Raw genomic sequence first — 19,802 nt, 5'->3', positions numbered from 1 at the left:
CACGGCTGGGACGGAAGTCGCTGTCGTTCTCAAAATCGGTGGAGCTGCATGACAAAGTCATCGGGCATTATCTGAACATAAAACACTATCAATAAGTTGGAGTCATTACCCGTTGTATGATGGAACAATTTTGTATAATAAAGTATGGTTAACGACATCTCCATTACCATATGGTCACGGATTATGTAACGGTACTGAAAAATTAAGTGAATCAGAAAAATCATTTATGCGAAGAGTCGGTAATATATCTGAGTCTACGTCTATAAATGGAACACATAATAAAAAGTTAATAAGGTTAAAAATAGATACTGAATGGATAAAAAAGCAGCCTGGATTTTGCTCATATAAAAAGCTGATGCGTGACCTTGATCGATAGGAATTTAAATCCCCAAAAGACTAAAAAAGCACCACAAAACAGATATTTCTTCAACACCTCTTGTGCACCATATGAGCGGAAACGACTATTAAACAGGATGACACTGATTGATACAGGGTATGAATGGCGGTTTTTTGCTCCGTTTCCGGTAAAATGGACGCAACTTCCCCTCTGCGACTCTCAGCCGCACACCTGCTGTCGTGCCAGTCGCTCATGCATCAGGACCAGCTCTGCCAGTCGGTAACCTCTGATACATCCCTCTCCACCTGATTTGCATCGCCGTTTTTCTCACCGTCTCCGTTATGACGTACACAACTTCTTCCAGTAAGCGGCGCTTCACCGGACTCAGGAAACCGTAGTACCTCACCATACGGAACCCCTTATCTGCTACATGCCAGGAGAACCTTTCCATGAACTCATCTCCACTCATCAACAGGTATTCTTCCCGTTTTGTACGGTGACTGTTGTAACGCAGACCGATTTCATCCTGACCGGCATAATGCTCCAGCCGACTCATCGGCACCGGTGGCTTTTTCAGGTAAGAGCCGAAGTACACCGCCACATGTGTGGCGTTATCCATCACCCTGGATATGTTGACATTCCAGCCGCGGCGGTAATGCGTGTCCAGGAAGCGATTCCAGTCCCGTTTGCTGTTTCCTTCCACTGCCAGTTCATCCGGTATTACCAGCTCCGGGTATTTCCGGGACAGTAGCCGCGTTATCCGGTAGCGCCACATGCTCATCACCTTACGGGCGTATAAATGAAGATTTTTCCAGGTGTGGCCCGACGTCACACCACCGGCAGTTGTCGATAAATGGATATGCGGATGCCACTGCTGGTCACTCCCCCATGTGTGGATCACCGTGAATATCCCCGGCTCCACATCTGCCTGATGGCAGATTTCCAGTATCACATCCGCTGCAATGCGGTTCATCTCTGCCAGTAACCACCGGTTGTGGAACACCAGGGACCAGTACTGGCAGGGAAGTGTGAACACAATATGCTGCCACGGGCAGTCGGGGACCAGGCTCAGCAGATACTGTATCCACTGTGCGCCAGCCTTCACCCCGCAGTTCGGACAGGAGCGGCTTTACACCGGAAGCAGATCTTTTTGGTGTGGCAACAGTCCGGTGACGAACAGCACCATTGCGTGTAGCCCATCAGCGTGGTCCCGCATGCCATGATTTTTGTCACTGACTCAGTCACCACCGGACGCACTGAACCTTCCGGCTGTTTCTCCAGCCAGTTAAGCCAGCGGTTACCCTGCTGAAAAATATCGGCAAAACGGGGAAGCATCAGACGGGTGGGGTAACGCCATCCGGCCAGTGAACTGTGCCGCATTCCGGGCAGTACATACCACCGGCACTGATACCGGCAAGAATGGTTGCAAACTCCCGCTCCGTACAGCGGGCTATTTCCGGATACCCTTCGTCATCGACACGAACAAACCAGAAGACCAGCTTTTTGTTTCCTGCATCCAGAAAGAACGGAATACCCAGGTCAGCGCAGCACTCAACGGCATCGTCAAAATTATCAAAGCGCAGAACTTCAGCGTCTTCTTCGTCAAAAAAATCATCCGGATGAAGTTTCACAACATAGCGGGGAAGTTTGCTTCTTTGTGGTGCGGGTTTGCGTTTACGGGGTTTAGCTGAACGGGCCATATAACTACCTGAAAGACAATGACATTATCTTTTTTTATAACGGTAATTCCAGGCCATGACAAGCCGCAGCCGCCAGGCTGCCTACTCGAGGGAGTCTGACATCAAGAGCGCGGTTGTAGATTCAATCTGTCAATGCAACACCCCTTTCAATTATCTCTTTCGGTGTTTTGAACTTCAGTGTCTTTCTCGGTCTGTTGTTTAGCTGAGCAGCAACCAGATCTAGTTCATGTTGAGTATATTGGGCAAGACATGTCTTTTTAGGAAAGTACTGCCGAATTAGCCCATTTGTGTTCTCATTTGTTCCCCGCTGCCAAGGACTCTGAGGATCGCAGAAGTAAACTTTAACGCCGGTGCTGACAGTAAATTCTAGATGTCTGGTCAGTTCCATTCCTCTGTCCCATGTCAGTGATTTTCTGAGTTCTGACGGTAAACTCAGGAATTTGTCGGTAAGAGCCTGATTTACTGAGACAGAATCTTTGCCCCTGAGTCTGAGGATGATCGTATAACGTGATTTTCGGTCTACAAGTGTGGCTATATGAGAGTTTTTTGTACCTGAGACTAAATCGCCCTCCCAATGCCCCAGAGAGCGTCTGTTATCGATATTTCGGGAACGTTCGTGAATTGGTGTTCCGTTCACTATGTTAATCGTACCTCTTTCGCCTTTGCGGGTATGACGCCTGCCATGGCGAAGGCTATGCGACCGTCGCAGATGCTGTATATTCAGGTGGTGTAGCGCTTCACGGCTACGAAAGTACAGCGTTTTATAAATTGTCTCAGGTGATATTCGCAGCGTTTTTTGACGTGGTTTTGTTCGCCTTAACCATCCTGATATTTGCTCTGGAGACCATTTCATCTCCAGCTTTTCCAGAACAAGCTTTCGCAATGGTAAATTTTGATCCAGTAAGCACGGTTTTGGCCTTTTCGCCATTCTGTTGGCTCGGTTATTAGCATCAACAGCTTTGTAATAGCGTCTGCCCCGATTACGCTGAACTTCACGTGAGATCGTCGAAGGACTGCGATTCAGCGCAGTAGCTATCGCACGAATGCTCATTTTGGCTGACAAACCAGCTCGTATCTCCTCGCGCTCAGACAGTGTCAGGTGAGCTACAGCCCGCTTACGCTCATGGGGTTTTATGCCGCCAGTATCCCTTAACATAGTGAAGATCGTTCCGGGTTTTGAACCCAGGATATTCGCTATTTCACTGAAGCCTGTTCCGTTCTTCCATAGTTCAAAAACAGAGGCTTTTTCCTCTGCTGTAAATGTTCGTCTCATTCAAAAAACCTCCGCAACCCCATGTTTTCACATAACTGTTGCGTTGACCAATTGAATCTACAGTAGCCTTTTTTAATATTTCATTCTCCATTTCAATGCGTTGTAGCTTTTTCCTCAGCTCACGTATTTCGATTTGTTCTGGTGTTATCGGAGAGGCTTTTGGTGTTTTGCCCTGACGCTCATCACGCAGTTGTTTGACCCATCTTGTCATTGTGGAAAGGCCAACATCCATAGCTTTGGCGGCATCTGCCACCGTGTAGTTCTGGTCAACAACCAGTTGAGCGGATTCGCGTTTAAACTCTGCGCTGAAATTTCTTTTTTTCATTGGAGCACCTGTGTTGTTCTGAGGTGAGCATATCACCTCTGTTCAGGTGGCCAAATTCAGTAAACCACTTCAAGGATGCGCCTGAAGGAGATGAAATGACGAAAGTAAAAAGTGTTCCGTTCAGCCAGGTAAAGCAAAAACTGCTTAATACTCCAGAAGCTGTTAAAGGGTATGAAGATGCTGACAAAGAACTGGAGATGGTAGAAATGTTATACGAAATGAGAGAAAAAGCGGGGTTAACAAAGTCTGCGCTGGCCGAACGAATGGGATTACGCCCGTCAGCCATCAGCCGGCTGGAAAGTAATCCTTATCAGACTGATATCCCGCGCGTTTTTCTTCAGCCCGTCCACATTCAGCCCCGCTATGGCACGCCGGTATACCATTCGGCCGCCACACAGCACGCATTCGAGCGGGTCACGACTCAGGAACTGTTTCACCATTTGTGCATAGCACACATTCGCCACCGGTTCTGGCATACTTTATGTGCAGGCATAACGGTGCTCTCCCTGAATTTGTGAAAGAATCAGTAGTTCACATCACGCTATGCCTGTCTCCTTTTTCTGGGGATTCCTCAGGATGATGGTGATTATCCGTTATGCCTGAGTAGTACTGATTTTATTTTTCTCAGGAGTAATTAAAAATGAACAGAATTTATTCTCTTCGCTACAGCGCTGTGGCCCGGGGCTTTATTGCCGTATCTGAGTTTGCCAGGAAATGTGTTCATAAGTCTGTCAGACGTCTGTGTTTCCCGGTTTTATTACTGATCCCGGTACTATTCTCTGCAGGAAGTCTTGCGGGAACGGTCAATAATGAACTCGGGTATCAGTTATTTCGTGATTTTGCTGAAAATAAGGGGATGTTCCGCCCGGGGGCAACGAATATCGCTATTTATAATAAGCAGGGAGAATTTGTCGGTACGCTGGATAAGGCAGCTATGCCTGATTTCAGTGCTGTGGATTCGGAAATCGGTGTGGCGACACTGATAAACCCGCAGTATATCGCCAGCGTGAAACATAACGGGGGATATACAAACGTTAGCTTTGGTGATGGTGAAAACCGTTACAATATCGTGGACCGGAATAATGCGCCGTCACTGGATTTTCATGCCCCCCGGCTGGATAAACTGGTGACAGAGGTTGCCCCTACTGCGGTGACGGCGCAGGGGGCAGTGGCTGGCGCATATCTGGATAAGGAGCGCTATCCTGTTTTTTATCGTCTGGGGTCTGGTACTCAGTATATTAAGGACAGTAACGGACAGCTGACACAAATGGGAGGTGCATATTCCTGGCTGACCGGCGGGACTGTCGGTAGCCTGTCATCCTATCAGAATGGAGAAATGATTAGCACCAGTTCAGGTCTGGTTTTTGATTACAAACTTAATGGTGCAATGCCCATTTATGGCGAGGCCGGTGACAGCGGTTCGCCTTTATTTGCTTTTGATACTGTTCAGAATAAATGGGTGCTGGTCGGTGTTCTTACTGCGGGGAATGGCGCGGGGGGCAGGGGAAATAACTGGGCTGTTATTCCACTGGATTTTATCGGGCAGAAATTTAATGAAGACAATGATGCCCCGGTCACGTTCAGAACATCGGAAGGTGGTGCACTGGAGTGGAGCTTTAACAGCAGTACCGGAGCTGGTGCGCTGACACAGGGAACCACCACATATGCCATGCACGGGCAGCAGGGAAATGACCTGAATGCTGGTAAGAACCTGATATTTCAGGGGCAGAATGGTCAGATTAACCTTAAGGATTCGGTTTCTCAGGGGGCGGGTTCCCTGACGTTCCGTGATAATTACACAGTAACAACCTCTAACGGAAGTACCTGGACCGGTGCCGGTATTGTTGTGGACAACGGGGTGTCCGTAAACTGGCAGGTTAATGGTGTTAAGGGCGATAACCTGCATAAAATTGGTGAAGGTACGCTGACGGTACAGGGTACAGGTATTAATGAAGGTGGCCTGAAGGTCGGGGACGGAAAGGTTGTACTGAACCAGCAGGCGGACAATAAAGGACAGGTGCAGGCGTTCAGCAGTGTTAATATTGCCAGTGGCCGGCCGACCGTGGTACTGACTGATGAGCGGCAGGTAAATCCGGATACCGTCTCATGGGGATATCGTGGGGGCACACTGGATGTTAATGGTAACAGTCTGACGTTTCATCAGTTGAAGGCGGCAGATTATGGTGCCGTGCTGGCGAATAACGTTGATAAACGGGCCACTATCACGCTGGACTATGCCCTGCGGGCTGACAAAGTAGCACTGAATGGCTGGTCGGAATCAGGTAAAGGAACTGCCGGAAATTTATATAAATACAATAACCCGTACACAAATACGACGGATTACTTCATCCTGAAGCAGAGCACCTATGGTTATTTCCCCACGGACCAGAGCAGCAACGCCACCTGGGAGTTTGTGGGGCACAGTCAGGGGGATGCACAGAAACTGGTAGCTGACCGTTTCAATACTGCAGGGTATCTGTTTCACGGACAACTGAAAGGCAATCTGAATGTGGACAATCGCCTGCCTGAAGGCGTTACCGGTGCTCTGGTGATGGACGGAGCTGCGGATATCTCCGGTACATTCACCCAGGAAAACGGGCGTCTGACGCTGCAGGGGCATCCGGTTATCCATGCATACAATACTCAGTCTGTGGCTGACAAACTGGCTGCCAGTGGAGACCATTCGGTTCTGACTCAGCCTACGTCATTCAGTCAGGAGGACTGGGAGAACCGCAGTTTTACCTTTGACAGGCTGTCACTGAAGAACACTGATTTTGGTCTTGGTCGCAATGCCACACTGAACACAACCATCCAGGCAGATAACTCCAGCGTCACGCTGGGCGACAGCCGGGTATTTATCGACAAAAACGATGGCCAGGGAACAGCCTTTACCCTTGAAGAAGGCACATCTGTTGCAACTAAAGATGCAGATAAAAGTGTCTTCAACGGCACCGTCAACCTGGATAATCAGTCAGTGCTGAATATCAATGATATATTCAATGGCGGAATACAGGCGAACAACAGTACCGTGAATATCTCCTCAGACAGTGCCGTTCTGGGGAACTCAACACTGACCAGTACCGCCCTGAATCTGAACAAGGGAGCAAATGCTCTGGCCAGTCAGAGTTTTGTTTCTGACGGTCCAGTGAATATTTCTGATGCCGCCCTGAGTCTGAACAGCCGTCCTGATGAGGTATCTCACACACTTTTACCTGTATACGATTATGCCGGTTCATGGAACCTGAAGGGAGACGATGCCCGCCTGAACGTGGGGCCGTACAGTATGTTGTCAGGTAATATCAATGTTCAGGATAAAGGGACTGTCACCCTCGGAGGGGAAGGGGAACTGAGTCCTGACCTGACTCTTCAGAATCAGATGTTGTACAGCCTGTTTAACGGGTACCGCAATATCTGGAGCGGGAGCCTGAATGCACCGGATGCCACCGTCAGCATGACAGACACCCAGTGGTCGATGAACGGAAACTCCACGGCAGGAAATATGAAACTTAACCGGACAATAGTCGGTTTTAACGGGGGAACATCACCGTTCACGACACTGACAACAGATAATCTGGACGCGGTTCAGTCAGCATTTGTCATGCGTACAGACCTTAACAAGGCAGACAAACTGGTGATAAACAAGTCGGCAACAGGTCATGACAACAGCATCTGGGTTAACTTCCTGAAAAAACCTTCTAACAAGGACACGCTTGATATTCCACTGGTCAGCGCACCTGAAGCGACAGCTGATAATCTGTTCAGGGCATCAACACGGGTTGTGGGATTCAGTGATGTCACCCCCATCCTTAGTGTCAGAAAAGAGGACGGGAAAAAAGAGTGGGTCCTCGATGGTTACCAGGTTGCACGTAACGACGGCCAGGGTAAGGCTGCCGCCACATTCATGCACATCAGCTATAACAACTTCATCACTGAAGTTAACAACCTGAACAAACGCATGGGCGATTTGAGGGATATTAATGGCGAAGCCGGTACGTGGGTGCGTCTGCTGAACGGTTCCGGCTCTGCTGATGGCGGTTTCACTGACCACTATACCCTGCTGCAGATGGGGGCTGACCGTAAGCACGAACTGGGAAGTATGGACCTGTTTACCGGCGTGATGGCCACCTACACTGACACAGATGCGTCAGCAGACCTGTACAGCGGTAAAACAAAATCATGGGGTGGTGGTTTCTATGCCAGTGGTCTGTTCCGGTCCGGCGCTTACTTTGATGTGATTGCCAAATATATTCACAATGAAAACAAATATGACCTGAACTTTGCCGGAGCTGGTAAACAGAACTTCCGCAGCCATTCACTGTATGCAGGTGCAGAAGTCGGATACCGTTATCATCTGACAGATACGACGTTTGTTGAACCTCAGGCGGAACTGGTCTGGGGAAGACTGCAGGGCCAAACATTTAACTGGAACGACAGTGGAATGGATGTCTCAATGCGTCGTAACAGCGTTAATCCTCTGGTAGGCAGAACCGGCGTTGTTTCCGGTAAAACCTTCAGTGGTAAGGACTGGAGTCTGACAGCCCGTGCCGGCCTGCATTATGAGTTCGATCTGACGGACAGTGCTGACGTTCATCTGAAGGATGCAGCGGGAGAACATCAGATTAATGGCAGAAAAGACAGTCGTATGCTTTACGGTGTGGGGTTAAATGCCCGGTTTGGCGACAATACGCGTTTGGGGCTGGAAGTTGAACGCTCTGCATTTGGTAAATACAACACAGATGATGCGATAAACGCTAATATTCGTTATTCATTCTGATGCTGTGCAGCAAAGGGACTATTGCTTTGTCCCTTTGCTGCGATTATCTGATTACGGTACAGTAGAAGAAATAATCTTTCTAACTCCTGAACACATCTCTGGAGATTTATGTCAGTTTTGCAAGTGTTACATATTCCGGACGAGCGGCTTCGCAAAGTTGCTAAACCGGTAGAAGAAGTGAATGCAGAAATTCAGCGTATCGTCGATGATATGTTCGAGACGATGTACGCAGAAAAAGGTATTGGCCTGGCGGCAACCCAGGTTGATATCCATCAACGTATCATTGTAATTGATGTTTCGGAAAACCGTGACGAACGGCTGGTGTTAATCAATCCGGAGCTTTTAGAAAAAAGCGGCGAAACAGGCATTGAAGAAGGTTGCCTGTCAATCCCTGAACAACGAGCTTTAGTGCCACGCGCAGAGAAAGTTAAAATTCGCGCCCTGGACCGCGACGGTAAACCATTTGAACTGGAAGCAGACGGTCTGTTAGCCATCTGTATTGGGCTCCGTTTGGGAAACGGAAAATATTGTACGTTAAGGCTATTTTTTAATCAGGTTTAACCTCTTTATAGAGCGCCTGAATGCGACAAACTTGGGAAGTACTATAGCCTGTCACCTCTGCCGTTTCACGGATGCTCAGTTTCTTGATCTGCCGGTAGTACATTACTTTCTGATGTCGTTCCCGATCTGCCTGTTTGCCCCGATACTTACCTAAAGTATGGGCACGTTCAATTCCCTGTTTTTGTCGTTGACGACGACTCAGCCAGTCTTTATGCGACATTGCAGCCATCAGGTCGATAAGCATATTATTTATTGGTAAGCGTACAGCGAGGGCCGTATTGACGGGGATGTGTTATTCAGCTGGCAGTGCTATGCGCCACGGAAGCAGTTCGCTGACCCGGTTGACCGGCCAGTCTGCTATGACGCCAAGCACATGGCGAAGGTAGCTTTCTGGATCCACGTCATTCAGTTTGCACGTCCCGATCAGGCTGTACAGTAGCGCTCCCCGCCACCACCATGGTCAGAGCCGAAGAACAGGAAGTTTTTACGACCCAGACTGACCGCCCGCAGGGCATTTTCAGCGATGTTGTTATCGATTTCCACCCAGCCATCGTTCGCATAGTACGTCAGTGCCGGCCACTGGTTAAGTGCGTACGCGAACGCCTTCGCCAACTCTGAGTGTCGCGACAGGGTCTTCATCTTTTCACGCAACCAGCTTTCCAGGGATTTCAACAGCGGTTTCGTTTTTCGCTGACGTTCAGCAAGCCGCTGCTCTGCCGGCATTCCCCTTATATCCGCCTCTATGGCGTACAACTGACCGATCTGCTCCAGGGCTTCTTCCGTCAGTGCTGACGGGATGCGGACGTGCACATCGTGGATCTTTCGGCGGGCATGAGCCCAGCAGGCAGCTTCCGTTATCCGACCATTGCGATACAGCTCGTTGAACCCGGCGTACGCATCCGCTTGCAGCACACCGCTGAAGCAAGCAAGATGAGTCTGCGGATGGATGCCTTTCCTGTCCGGGCTGTAAGCGAACCACACTGCAGGTGCCAACGCTGACCCGGCATTGCGGTCATCACGAACATACGCCCACAACCGCCCGGTCTTCGTCTTCTTATTACCCGGCAGCAGTACCTGGACCGGGGTATCATCGGCATGGAGTTTGCCGTCAGTCATGACATAGCCATGAAGCGCCTCTTCCAGCGGAGACAGCAGCCGGCAGCATGCATCCACCCAGCCCGACAGCAGTGAACGGCTCAGCTCCACACCTTGCCGGCCGTATATTTCTGACTGGCGATACAGCGGGGTGTGCTCTGCATACTTCGAGGTCAGCACGCGGGCCAGCAGCCCCGGTCCGGCGATACCCCGCTCGATGGGCCGCGAAGGTGCAGGTGCCTGCACGATGGCATCGCACTGAGTACAGGCATGTTTTTCCCGTACCGTCCGGATAACCCGGAAGGCGCTACGCATCAACTCCAGCTGTTCGGCGGTATCCTCGCCCAGATAGCTCAGTGAACCGCCGCAGTTCGGGCAGCACGGCGCCGCAGGCAACAGTCGCTTTTCGTCACGGGGTAGTGATTCAGGGAACGGCTTACGGGTGCGGGTCTGACGCAACGGACGCTGTACTGCCGGGTCATACACCCTACCAGTCAGCGTATCGCTCTCTTTCTGAAGCCGGTTCAGATCGGCTTCCATTTGTGCGATACGGCGGGAGACTTTTTCGGAACGACTGCCGAAGTTCATCCGGCGGAGTTTATCCAGCTGCGCCTGCAGATGGTCTATTTCGCGCTCCCGGTTGCTCAGCTTTTCCTGCAGGGCGTGGATCAGCGCTTCCTGTTCGGCCAGGCGCTGTTTCAGCAGGAAGATGTCGTCAGAAGAGATGTCGTTCATAAGCCCGTATTTTACCGGGCTTATTCTGTGACAACCAGGATAAAGAGATTTACAGCATGGTCAGGGAGGTCAGCAGCCGCTTGGGCTGTCGCCAGTCGATACCTTCCAGCAGCATCGCCAGCTGCGCCTGCGTAAGGAACACTTTGCCATCACGGGCTGACGGCCAGGCGAAGCGCCCACGCTCCAGCCGTTTGGTCAGGAGGCACAGCCCGTCACCGGTGGACCACAGCAGTTTAACCTGACTGCCGCTGCGGCCCCGGAAAATGAAAACATGGCCGGACATGGGATCGTCTTTCAGCGCCGTCTGTACTTTCGCAGCCAGGCCGTTGAAGCCATTTCTCATATCGGTGATACCGGCAACCAGCCAAATTTTGGTCCCGGAAGGTAACGGGATCATCGCTTCAGTTCCTGTATCAGCAGAGTCAGGAGCTTTTCGCTGACATTGCCATTGAAGCGGAGCGTCCCGTGCCGGAACGTTACCTCACAGCTGATACTGAGGGTTTCCGGGTCCTCTGCAAGCGATTCTGGCTGTTCGGCAGCTGCATCGAGAGTCACAGGAAGTAGCTGGGGGCTCTCTGAAGAAGGTAATAGCAGCTTTCCCTCGCGCCATTGTTGTCGCCATTTGAACAACAGATTGGCGTTAATGCCATTTTCAAGAGCAAGTTTTGAGATGGATATCCCGGGTTCACAGGAGGCAGCAACGAGCAGCTGTTTAAATTCGGGAGGATAATTAGGGCAGCCTTTTCGCCTGCCGGGAGTCACATTTTTCTGCATATCTGACACTTTGGTTCCCACTACTTATTTGGTGGACACCACTTTGTCTAATTCGTCAGATTCTGACCAGACGGTTCAGGCTGTACGCTTACGAATGAACGAGTAATCAGGCATTTCATAGCCTGTACAGGTTATTATTACATCATATTTTTCCTGAGATGCGTCGACGAACTTAATAGCGCCTTCTCCGGTGAAACGCTCTGCCTGGGGTTTAACTTTTATCAGACCGGCGGCCACATTCGGTATGATTTTTTCGTTAACATGCACCGCGTTATTGTTCGCCATGTCGGGCAACAGACTGGATGCTCGGTAGGCCTGCATGTAGTCAGGCATCATGGTGTCGAGATAACCGATAAAATCTTCATAATTCATTTGGCTCAGCAGACACCTGCCCAGATAGGAGTGCATCATGTCATTCGGGCCAGTCGGGAATTGTCTCGGCAGATAAAGTCCCATCTTTTTGACGGACAGACTTACGCTTCTGGCAAAGGGAACAAGGTCTGAGGCAATATCCGCACCGCTGACACCGCCGCCAATGATGAGGATATTTTTTCCTTTAAATGCCTCTGGCTCCTGATAATCTCTCGACGTGATCAACGTTCCGGAGAAGTTTTCCTCACCTGGCAGGGGGGGCCGGCGGGGTTGCCAGAGTTCACCTGTTGCAATGATGACCCGGTCAAAAATGTCTTCCGTGTCTTTTCCTTCAGAAGCGCAGCGGATCACCCGGTGTCCGGCGTCTTTTCTGAGTGAAACAACTTCAGTATTCAGTCGGATCGACTCACGGAGGGCATCCTCTCCGGCCACGGCCGAAAGATATCTGAATACCTGTTCCACTCCTAGAAACTCATCGATATCGCCAGGGGGAAAGCCAGTATAATGAAATGTATAACGAGAGTTCTGCATACAGGCATTACGGTAAGCGCCACCACTCCAGGGGTTCCAGATCTCCCCAATTCGGGTATTCTTCTCAAACAGAACCACGGAGTGACCTGCTTTAATCGCATTACGGGCAGAAATGATGCCGGCAGGACCCGCGCCGATGATTGCAATATTCATACGTGTTTTTTCCTGCGGTTGATAAGTGTTATTACAAGCACTGGTGCAGCCAGAAACAGTGTGACAATATTGGCGATCAGTACGGCAAAATCAGATCGCATAATGCCATACGCTATCCATGAGATTACACCTGTCAGGAACATGATATACATAACAACGGAGATACCTTCGGTATTGCGTGTCCTGATAGTTTTTATGCTCTGGGGAGCGAACGCAAACGTTGTGAAAAATGCAGCAAACAGCCCGGTTAAAAGAATGGTATCCATATCAGAATGCCTCAATTATTTCCTGTATATGAAGGCCGGATGACAGGTCCGCTAGCTTAGGAGACGAGTGACCATATTTAATAAGAGCACACCAGTCGTCATGAAGATGAATAAACGAATCAGACCAGAATGGAAGCTCCCGTGGTGGATCAGGCAAGCGTTTCAGAGCGTCGAAGCCAATTGTTTCCGTATTCGTATCATTAAATAGAATCAGGAGCAGGCGATTTTCATGGTGGGTTGAATATCTGATTTCACCATTTTCAAATACAAGCTGTATATGCAGTCCCAAATTATGATCTGTTTCCGATTTACTGGCATGAACTCTGAAATAAGCTCCCTTTTCTGAACTGCCCATTACATAGCCGTTATCATCCACTTCAACCTGACCATCTGATTTTGTACCCACGTGTCCCCTTTACCGTTTTGATCCCATGAACCACTACCGGGCTTTCCCCTATAAAACAAAATAAATCAAGCAGATGACAGGATAGATCGCCCAGAGCACCGCTGCTTTTGCTCTGTTGTGCGGAGTCTCGCCAGGTCAGGTGATGGCGGGTCAGTGCAGAATTTTTATTAAATTCTGCTGAGAAGAAATGCAGTTCACCTAATTTCTTCTCATTTCTCAGACGCATTATCATGTCGATGACGGGGTTATATCGGTAGTTAAAAGACACGATACTGCCTTTTGGAGCAATCTCCTGTAGATATCGTGCAGAGTTGAGATCTGTTGAGAGGGGTTTTTCACACACAAACGGGAGCTGTTTGTAGCGAAGCCACTCGTTCAAATCAATTCTCTTGACGTGGGGAAATCCGTTTTCCAAGCGGACCCCTTATAGGGGGTTGAGGGCCTCCTACCCTTCACTCTTGACTATGTTAACGATAATCATTATCGTTAGTGTTTGTGTGGTAATGGGATAGAAAGTAATGGGATAAAAAGTAATGGATAGAAAAAGAACAAAATTAGAGTTGTTATTTGCATTTATAATAAATGCCACCGCAATATATATTGCATTAGCTATATATGATTGTGTTTTTAGAGGAAAGGACTTTTTATCCATGCATACATTTTGCTTCTCTGCATTAATGTCTGCAATATGTTACTTTGTTGGTGATAATTATTATTCAATATCCGATAAGATAAAAAGGAGATCATATGAGAACTCTGACTCTAAATGAATTAGATTCTGTTTCTGGTGGTGCTTCAGGGCGTGATATTGCGATGGCTATAGGAACACTATCCGGGCAATTTGTTGCAGGAGGAATTGGAGCAGCTGCTGGGGGTGTGGCTGGAGGTGCAATATATGACTATGCATCCACTCACAAACCTAATCCTGCAATGTCTCCATCCGGTTTAGGGGGAACAATTAAGCAAAAACCCGAAGGGATACCTTCAGAAGCATGGAACTATGCTGCGGGAAGATTGTGTAATTGGAGTCCAAATAATCTTAGTGATGTTTGTTTATAAATAGTATTATTTAATATAAGAAAGAACAGTTATTGGACAATCCACACAGAATGATATTTCTTCTTGGTGGATTGTCTATCTTCCATTCCACCTCCAACAGATATCTGAGCATAACGAGGAATTATAACAGGAAGAAATATTCCTCATACGCTTGTAATTCCTCTATGGTTTAAATAGAAATAACTCTATCAACAGTTCTCAACGTTGTTTCTCTGTGTGCAATAATTACCCTGGTGATATTCATGTTTTTTATGGCAACATTCACGAAATGTTCACTCTCTGAATCAAGAGCACTGGTTGCCTCATCCATAAATAATATTCCTGGTTTCCGGTATAAGGCTCGTGCAATAAATATACGCTGTTTTTGACCGCCAGAAAGACCTTCCCCAAGTTCACCTATTAATGTTTCATATCCCATTGGCATATTCATTATAACATCATGAATATGACTTGCTCTGGCACATTCTACCATCCACTCTTCATCCATTTCCTCTGCAAAACCACAGATATTTTCACGAATTGAGCCTGAAAATAGCCGGTCATCCTGCATAACACAGGCTATCATCCGGTGATAATTATTTATTCCAATTTGGCGTATATCTATACCATTTATCAGTACCCTCCCGCTATCAGGTTCAAATAGTCCACATAGTACTTTCATTAATGTGGTTTTTCCCGCACCGGAAGCACCAGTTATAGCCACACTTTCCCCCGGAGCTACAGATAAACTCAGAGCACTGAATATCGGTGCTGACTGACTGTCATAACGATAGCTTAAACCATTGGTTTCCAGGGATATTGGCCCCATATCAGCAACGATTTCAATTTCAGGTTTCTTTTCCTCCTTTTCATGTAATGCAATATCTGCAATGCGCTCATTGTGCAGACTCATTATTCTTAGCTGAAGAAGAAAACTGGTCAGAGAGGCAACTCTTTCCGAAAACTGCCCACGAAAAGAACTAAACGCTACAAACATTCCTATTGTCATCTGATTATCGATCACAAGGCCTGCTCCCAGCCATAAAATTACAATCTGATCACAGGCGGTAACAAAGGTATTTATTCCTCCGAAGAGCAAATCCATCCTGGTTAGCTTAATACCCGAATTTATCGCATCTATTTTCATATTAAGCCAGTGTGCTCCCCGAATTCCGACCATCCCCTGGATTTTTACCGTGGCAATACCATATAATGTTTCCATAAAATAGGAGGCGGCACGGGCCTCCCTGACAAGACATTCTTCTGATATCTGTCGGTAATTGCCGTATGTCACCAGTCGAATAAAAATGTAAATTGTGGTAAAGCAGAGAACTATCCAGGTGAGATATCCTCCGTATAACAGCATCATCACACAAACACCGACAACCATAATGCTGTCCATTATGAACCCGATCACACTGGTGGTAAATGTGGCCCTCAATGTGTCAAGGGAGTCAAAACGTGACTGGATATCACCTAATTTTCGGCGTTCAAAAAACGCCAGCGGTAGTCTGAGAAGATGATCGAACAGCCCCGACTGCCACTGTACATTGATGAGCGTGCTCATAACCAGTGAAGACCATGCGCGCAGCGTACTCGTTGCAGCTTTGAGTAATATAAAAAACATAAGAGCAGCAGAAATTAGCGTCAGTAGCCCTCTGTCCCCCGCAGGAATAGCATGATCCATAACCAGCTGTGTCCCCACCGGCATTAGCAGATTGATTGCTTCAATTACAACTGACAGACAGAAAATTTTCGCCAGCGTTCTTTTAATACCGTAAATACTGTTAATCAGTGAACGAAGACTTATGCGGGTCTGCAGGGTTTCCGACTGGAATTCACTTCCGGGCCAGACCTCAAGTGCAACGCCTGTAAAATATCGGCTCATTTCCTCCCGGCTGATATATCTTATGCCCCTGGCCGGATCATGCAGTACATAACGGTTACGCTTTACGCTGACCAGAACGACGAAGTGACTGAAATCCCAGTGGAGAATACACGGCGTTTTGAGGACTCGAAGTTCATCCAACTCCAGTGAAAGAGCCCGGGTGGCCATCCCCAGTTGCTCCGCTATTCCATTGATTCCTGCAAGGGTTGCTCCACGGGCAGAGAGATTAAACTTCCGGCGAAGATATATCAGGTCAATATTCTTACCAAAATGACCGCATATCATTGCTAGGCAGGCCAGTCCACATTCAGCGGTCTCCGTCTGATGAATAACCGGAACACGACGTTGCCAGCGCAAATCAAGCAGATTTATAATTTGTCTGAAATTCCTGTTAGTCATTGATCGGTCCTGTTGCACTGTGTTTCATGTCATAGAAAGGAGAAAGCATCCACTGGTAAATACGCCTTTTTTCCAGAAATAGTGTACTTTCGGCTTTCATTCCATTTTCCAGAGGGAGGTATTTTTCGTCATACCTGATTATCTGCTTTTCAGGCGTCGCAATGACTTTATACCAGGGAACAGAGGCACCCGGCGTATTTTGAGGTGCGCCCTTATAGGTCAACATTTCCTGTGTTGACGCAGGAGTCCTGGATATAGTTTTAACCGTAGCAGAGAACTGCCCAAATTTTTCTGAGGGGAAGGCTTCATAACGAATATTCACTTTGTCACCAGCCGAAATATAAGGAACAGCATCATTCGGGACCCAGAGAATAAGATAATAGTTTTCAATGTTCTCAGGAATAACCTGCAGAAGGCTGTCTCCGGTATTGACCATTTGCCCTACAGTGACACTCAGGGAGTCAACTTTCCCGTCAGACAACGCCCGGATAATGATTTCGCCTTCCACATCAGTGTTAACCAGTTCTTTCTGCAATTCGAGTCGTTGCAGTTCCATCTGATAGATACGATTATCAAAATCTGCTGCCTGAGTCTGAATCTGACTCTCCAGAGTGGTTATCTGCAGGGCATTTTGTTCATTTTGTCCGCTCAGACTGAGAAGGTTGTTTTGTTGTTGATAATATAATGCAACTTGGTTAGTTAATTGATCTTTATTAATCAGTCCTTTTGACTGATAGTATCTGTAATTCTCCATATTATTTTTCATTATTTTTATCCCTTCCTCTGCACGCTGTATAATGTCTGATGAGCGACGGAACGCATCTGTGTATTGCAGACGTTGTTTTTCCAGGGTATCTAGCGTTATTTTTTTACTTTCTTCCAGACGGGAAATAATGTTGTTCACACGAACCAGCTGGTTTTCTATATCCCGGCGATGATTATCAGTGACAATACCATTGCGTGTACTTTTACTGATGTCAATCAGATAAACAGGATCCCCTTTTTTTATCAACTGCCCTTCATGAACAAACTGCCTGACAACAAATCCCTGTACACCTGAATATATATTGACAGCTCTTGGCCAGGTTGTGACCTCACCACTGACATTAACACGGCGGCTATAGGTACCAACAATAATGAACATCAGAAATGCCGTAATAAACACAATGCTTCCCAGCATGATTAACCACAGTGGTATTCCGGGAAGTAATATTGCCCGTCCCTGCCACTTCATTTTTCTGTTTTCTAAAGCATCCTGGCGAAACAAATAATGTCTCCTTGCATACTATTAGTTTGTTGTTTATCTGGATTAATGATGGAAAATAAATCGAAAATTTGCATTATATGTTTCAAGGAAAATCATATAAACATACAACATAGGAGAGTTATCAGGATAAATAATCATATAATGCTGAGAACAATATTATAAACAATAGTCTTTTTATTTATGATGAAAGAATGTCATTATTTATTAAATGACAATAATCTAACTGATTTAGGTTATTGTCAGAGAATATTAAAGTAACATAACTCATTCATCTATTTCCTAGTTTCTCTGTATATTAAAAGAGAATGGTAATCATTATCATGTTAAAGTGTCATATCGTTTACATAAAGTCAAGATATATCAGTGTGGCAAGCCTGGCAGGATTCTCTAGGGAAGGGCAGGCATACTCAGTGCATAGCTGATGCACGGATGACGGCAGGGGGGAGGAGGCTGGTGACTTTCGGACGACTGTAGCGGCTTACATCGGGCTTCGGCGGTATCATATGAAACAGCGGAGTGCCGCCTTCCATGCCGCTGGCGCGGCATATCCTAGTGACGATATCTGAATCGTTATATACTGTGTATATACGTGGTAATGACGGGGTGATAAATGGCACAGGTTAATATGAGTTTAAGAATTGACGCTGAACTGAAGGATGCTTTTATGGCCCTGCAAAAAGCATGGACCGTAATGGCTCTCAGTTAATCCGGGATTTTATGCGCCAGACCGTGGAACGGCAGCATAATACCTGGTTCCGTGACCAGGTTGAGGCAGGACGTCAGCAACTCGAGCGCGGCGATGTGCTTCCCCATGACATGGTCGAATCTTCCGCTGCTGCATGGCGGGATGAAATGAGCAGGAAAGTCGCCGGTAAATGATGGAGATATTCTGGACCATGCTGGCCAGCCAGGACAGGAAGCGCATTCGTGAGTACATTGCGGAGCAGAACCTGATAGCCGCCATTGAACTGGACGAACGGATTGGTTGTTCAGCCAGCCTCCTGTTCTCCCTTTCTTTTATCAGTGTACAGGTGCATGACAACATAATCACGGTATGATAATAATAATCAATAACAATAAGTTGTGTCACGTTTACATCATGGAACGGAGGTGCTCCTGTGACTTTTGAGCAAAAAAAGCCCGGGCAATTGCCCTGATGGACAGCAAAAAGATGTGGCGGAGTAATTATGCTCCTCCTCTGCTGCGTATTCTCTGGCGGCTGGGTATCCGGCTTCCGCCATTGCCCTTTATGCCGTTCTGGCAGGTTACGCTGCTGATGGGGGGCTTATGGGGTATTTCCTGGGGATGTGCAATGTGGTTTATGTACTGGGGGCCGTCAGGAATGGTAGCAGGTGAGGCCATTATTATAAGTATCACGAGTGGTTTTTTGTTCGGACTGCTCATGGCCTCTTTCCACTGGTGGCGCAGGAAAGTTAACCGGCTGCCACCATGGAATGATGTGTAAACCGTGCCGGCATGTTTTTACGGGGTGATGCTTTCATTAACCTGTACACGAACTTCTATTCCTGCATCATTACAGGCCTACAGCCACTACGCCACTTCCAGCGGATCGCCCTCCCGGCGTACCTCCCCGCCTTCTTTATTCTATAACTGCAGACAGGTGCTGCCGTCGAGGCGCACCACAAAATCCCCACGGCAGGCCTGATATGTCATGCCGTTCAGCTCCACCGGCAGATCAGTGGCAGAAGTGCCATCTGCGGGCAGACCTGATGCCGGGACCAGCGGCAGTACGACGACTTCTGCAGTACGCTGTTCTGCCAGCAGAGAGGCTGTGCCACGGCCCGGTCAGCTTTTGTGAGTTCCACAGCTAGCCGCAGCTCAGGGATTAAGATTCAGGTAATTTACGGAAAACAAGTGATTTCCGTACGGGAGAGAAGGCCTAACGTA

13 protein-coding genes and 11 pseudogenes are annotated in these 19,802 nt (G+C 47.8%); 9 read left to right on the top strand and 15 right to left on the bottom strand.

All coding sequences use genetic code 11. From position 1 onward, the window contains the following. Nucleotides 1–95, top strand: a 95-nt coding sequence (locus ACJHX7_RS24690; protein ID WP_000306640.1) for an IS1 family transposase, incomplete at its 5' end; no start/stop codon positions are given. Nucleotides 96–556: 461 nt separating this feature from the next. Here ACJHX7_RS24690 and ACJHX7_RS24685 read toward each other — a convergent pair. From ACJHX7_RS24685 to ACJHX7_RS24670, 4 genes and pseudogenes are all read right to left on the bottom strand, one after another. Then, nucleotides 557–1,672 (bottom strand): annotated as a pseudogene (locus ACJHX7_RS24685) (IS91 family transposase). Next, nucleotides 1,672–2,037, bottom strand: a complete 366-nt coding sequence (locus ACJHX7_RS24680; protein ID WP_000124098.1) for a hypothetical protein — start codon at nucleotides 2,035–2,037, stop codon at nucleotides 1,672–1,674. The pseudogene ACJHX7_RS24685 and the gene ACJHX7_RS24680 overlap by 1 nt, the downstream one beginning before the upstream one ends. A 121-nt stretch (nucleotides 2,038–2,158) precedes the next feature. Further along, the gene (locus ACJHX7_RS24675) at nucleotides 2,159–3,310 is read right to left on the bottom strand and encodes an IS30-like element IS30 family transposase (protein WP_001442799.1); all 1,152 of its coding nucleotides are present in this window, start codon (nucleotides 3,308–3,310) and stop codon (nucleotides 2,159–2,161) included. Nucleotides 3,311–3,377: 67 nt separating this feature from the next. Next, nucleotides 3,378–3,635: pseudogene (locus ACJHX7_RS24670) on the bottom strand (IS3 family transposase); the annotation flags it as partial. A gap of 95 nt (nucleotides 3,636–3,730) precedes the next feature. Between ACJHX7_RS24670 and ACJHX7_RS24665 the strand changes: the two are divergent. Continuing rightward, nucleotides 3,731–3,943, top strand: a pseudogene (locus ACJHX7_RS24665) (helix-turn-helix domain-containing protein); the annotation flags it as partial. Here ACJHX7_RS24665 and ACJHX7_RS24660 read toward each other — a convergent pair. After that, nucleotides 3,914–4,105 (bottom strand): annotated as a pseudogene (locus tag ACJHX7_RS24660) (IS91 family transposase); the annotation flags it as partial. The pseudogenes ACJHX7_RS24665 and ACJHX7_RS24660 overlap by 30 nt on opposite strands. Nucleotides 4,106–4,275: 170 nt before the next feature. Here ACJHX7_RS24660 and tsh point away from each other — a divergent pair. Both tsh and def read left to right on the top strand, forming a co-directional pair. Beyond that, a complete protein-coding gene (tsh, locus tag ACJHX7_RS24655; RefSeq protein WP_001080137.1) occupies nucleotides 4,276–8,409 on the top strand; it encodes a temperature-sensitive protease autotransporter hemagglutinin Tsh/Hbp in 4,134 nt (1,377 codons plus the stop codon). Between the two features lie 108 nt (nucleotides 8,410–8,517). Then, nucleotides 8,518–8,910 (top strand): annotated as a pseudogene (gene def / locus ACJHX7_RS24650) (peptide deformylase); the annotation flags it as partial. Between the two features lie 46 nt (nucleotides 8,911–8,956). Here def and ACJHX7_RS24645 read toward each other — a convergent pair. The 7 genes and pseudogenes from ACJHX7_RS24645 to ACJHX7_RS24615 form a co-directional block, all read right to left on the bottom strand. Next, nucleotides 8,957–9,238 (bottom strand): annotated as a pseudogene (locus ACJHX7_RS24645) (resolvase); the annotation flags it as partial. Nucleotides 9,239–9,262: 24 nt separating this feature from the next. Further along, a pseudogene (locus ACJHX7_RS24640) lies at nucleotides 9,263–10,800 on the bottom strand (IS66-like element ISEc8 family transposase). Between the two features lie 49 nt (nucleotides 10,801–10,849). Continuing rightward, a complete protein-coding gene (gene tnpB / locus ACJHX7_RS24635) occupies nucleotides 10,850–11,197 on the bottom strand; it encodes an IS66 family insertion sequence element accessory protein TnpB (protein WP_000612591.1) in 348 nt (115 codons plus the stop codon). Beyond that, the gene (tnpA, locus tag ACJHX7_RS24630) at nucleotides 11,194–11,574 is read right to left on the bottom strand and encodes an IS66-like element accessory protein TnpA (protein WP_001171523.1); all 381 of its coding nucleotides are present in this window, start codon (nucleotides 11,572–11,574) and stop codon (nucleotides 11,194–11,196) included. Before tnpA ends, tnpB begins: the two co-directional genes overlap by 4 nt. A gap of 75 nt (nucleotides 11,575–11,649) precedes the next feature. Next, nucleotides 11,650–12,630, bottom strand: a complete 981-nt coding sequence (locus ACJHX7_RS24625) for a flavin-containing monooxygenase (protein WP_001017346.1) — start codon at nucleotides 12,628–12,630, stop codon at nucleotides 11,650–11,652. After that, nucleotides 12,627–12,896 carry a SemiSWEET transporter gene (locus tag ACJHX7_RS24620; protein ID WP_000379710.1) on the bottom strand — a complete coding sequence of 90 codons (270 nt, stop codon included), beginning with the start codon at nucleotides 12,894–12,896 and terminating at the stop codon, nucleotides 12,627–12,629. The genes ACJHX7_RS24625 and ACJHX7_RS24620 overlap by 4 nt, the downstream gene beginning before the upstream one ends. Before the next feature lies 1 nt (nucleotide 12,897). Next, nucleotides 12,898–13,675, bottom strand: a pseudogene (locus ACJHX7_RS24615) (Gfo/Idh/MocA family protein); the annotation flags it as partial. A gap of 160 nt (nucleotides 13,676–13,835) precedes the next feature. Between ACJHX7_RS24615 and cvi the strand changes: the two are divergent. Together cvi and cvaC are read left to right on the top strand one after the other, a co-directional pair. Then, nucleotides 13,836–14,072, top strand: a complete 237-nt coding sequence (cvi, locus tag ACJHX7_RS24610; RefSeq protein ID WP_001323890.1) for a colicin V immunity protein — start codon at nucleotides 13,836–13,838, stop codon at nucleotides 14,070–14,072. After that, the gene (gene cvaC / locus ACJHX7_RS24605) at nucleotides 14,050–14,361 is read left to right on the top strand and encodes a colicin V (RefSeq protein WP_001259758.1); all 312 of its coding nucleotides are present in this window, start codon (nucleotides 14,050–14,052) and stop codon (nucleotides 14,359–14,361) included. Before cvi ends, cvaC begins: the two co-directional genes overlap by 23 nt. A 169-nt stretch (nucleotides 14,362–14,530) precedes the next feature. On the opposite strand, the gene cvaB is transcribed toward cvaC, so the two are convergent. Both cvaB and ACJHX7_RS24595 read right to left on the bottom strand, forming a co-directional pair. Beyond that, nucleotides 14,531–16,627 (bottom strand): colicin V export peptidase/ABC transporter CvaB, encoded by a 2,097-nt coding sequence (gene cvaB / locus ACJHX7_RS24600; protein WP_000184924.1) that lies wholly within the window; start codon nucleotides 16,625–16,627, stop codon nucleotides 14,531–14,533. Beyond that, nucleotides 16,620–17,894, bottom strand: a complete 1,275-nt coding sequence (locus ACJHX7_RS24595; protein ID WP_000489609.1) for an HlyD family secretion protein — start codon at nucleotides 17,892–17,894, stop codon at nucleotides 16,620–16,622. Before ACJHX7_RS24595 ends, cvaB begins: the two co-directional genes overlap by 8 nt. Before the next feature lie 610 nt (nucleotides 17,895–18,504). Between ACJHX7_RS24595 and yacA the strand changes: the two are divergent. From yacA to ACJHX7_RS24580, 3 genes and pseudogenes are all read left to right on the top strand, one after another. Continuing rightward, a pseudogene (gene yacA / locus ACJHX7_RS24590) lies at nucleotides 18,505–18,773 on the top strand (type II toxin-antitoxin system antitoxin YacA). Beyond that, nucleotides 18,773–18,898, top strand: a pseudogene (gene yacB, locus ACJHX7_RS24585) (type II toxin-antitoxin system toxin YacB); the annotation flags it as partial. The pseudogenes yacA and yacB, both read left to right, overlap by 1 nt. Before the next feature lie 152 nt (nucleotides 18,899–19,050). Next, on the top strand, nucleotides 19,051–19,359 hold the full coding sequence (locus tag ACJHX7_RS24580; protein ID WP_000377483.1) for a DUF6404 family protein: 309 nt from the start codon (nucleotides 19,051–19,053) through the stop codon (nucleotides 19,357–19,359). Between the two features lie 77 nt (nucleotides 19,360–19,436). Here ACJHX7_RS24580 and ACJHX7_RS24575 read toward each other — a convergent pair. Next, nucleotides 19,437–19,738 (bottom strand): annotated as a pseudogene (locus ACJHX7_RS24575) (hypothetical protein); the annotation flags it as partial. Nucleotides 19,739–19,802 lie beyond the last annotated feature (64 nt).

It is taken from the genome of Escherichia sp. WS1451 (assembly GCF_046487365.1).
Taxonomy (GTDB): domain Bacteria; phylum Pseudomonadota; class Gammaproteobacteria; order Enterobacterales; family Enterobacteriaceae; genus Escherichia; species Escherichia coli.
Note: the sequence above shows the minus strand (reverse complement) of the source record. Positions and strands in the feature narration are given on the sequence as shown.

What these genes read in the sequence shown, in the direction of transcription:
- cvaB (WP_000184924.1), bottom strand. Translation starts at nt 16,627, where the DNA reads ATGACTAACAGGAATTTCAGACAAATTATAAATCTGCTTGATTTGCGC.
- tnpA (WP_001171523.1), bottom strand. Translation starts at nt 11,574, where the DNA reads ATGCAGAAAAATGTGACTCCCGGCAGGCGAAAAGGCTGCCCTAATTAT.
- tsh (WP_001080137.1), top strand. Translation starts at nt 4,276, where the DNA reads ATGAACAGAATTTATTCTCTTCGCTACAGCGCTGTGGCCCGGGGCTTT.
- ACJHX7_RS24625 (WP_001017346.1), bottom strand. Translation starts at nt 12,630, where the DNA reads ATGAATATTGCAATCATCGGCGCGGGTCCTGCCGGCATCATTTCTGCC.
- ACJHX7_RS24680 (WP_000124098.1), bottom strand. Translation starts at nt 2,037, where the DNA reads ATGGCCCGTTCAGCTAAACCCCGTAAACGCAAACCCGCACCACAAAGA.
- ACJHX7_RS24620 (WP_000379710.1), bottom strand. Translation starts at nt 12,896, where the DNA reads ATGGATACCATTCTTTTAACCGGGCTGTTTGCTGCATTTTTCACAACG.
- ACJHX7_RS24675 (WP_001442799.1), bottom strand. Translation starts at nt 3,310, where the DNA reads ATGAGACGAACATTTACAGCAGAGGAAAAAGCCTCTGTTTTTGAACTA.
- tnpB (WP_000612591.1), bottom strand. Translation starts at nt 11,197, where the DNA reads ATGATCCCGTTACCTTCCGGGACCAAAATTTGGCTGGTTGCCGGTATC.
- cvaC (WP_001259758.1), top strand. Translation starts at nt 14,050, where the DNA reads ATGAGAACTCTGACTCTAAATGAATTAGATTCTGTTTCTGGTGGTGCT.
- cvi (WP_001323890.1), top strand. Translation starts at nt 13,836, where the DNA reads ATGGATAGAAAAAGAACAAAATTAGAGTTGTTATTTGCATTTATAATA.
- ACJHX7_RS24580 (WP_000377483.1), top strand. Translation starts at nt 19,051, where the DNA reads ATGGACAGCAAAAAGATGTGGCGGAGTAATTATGCTCCTCCTCTGCTG.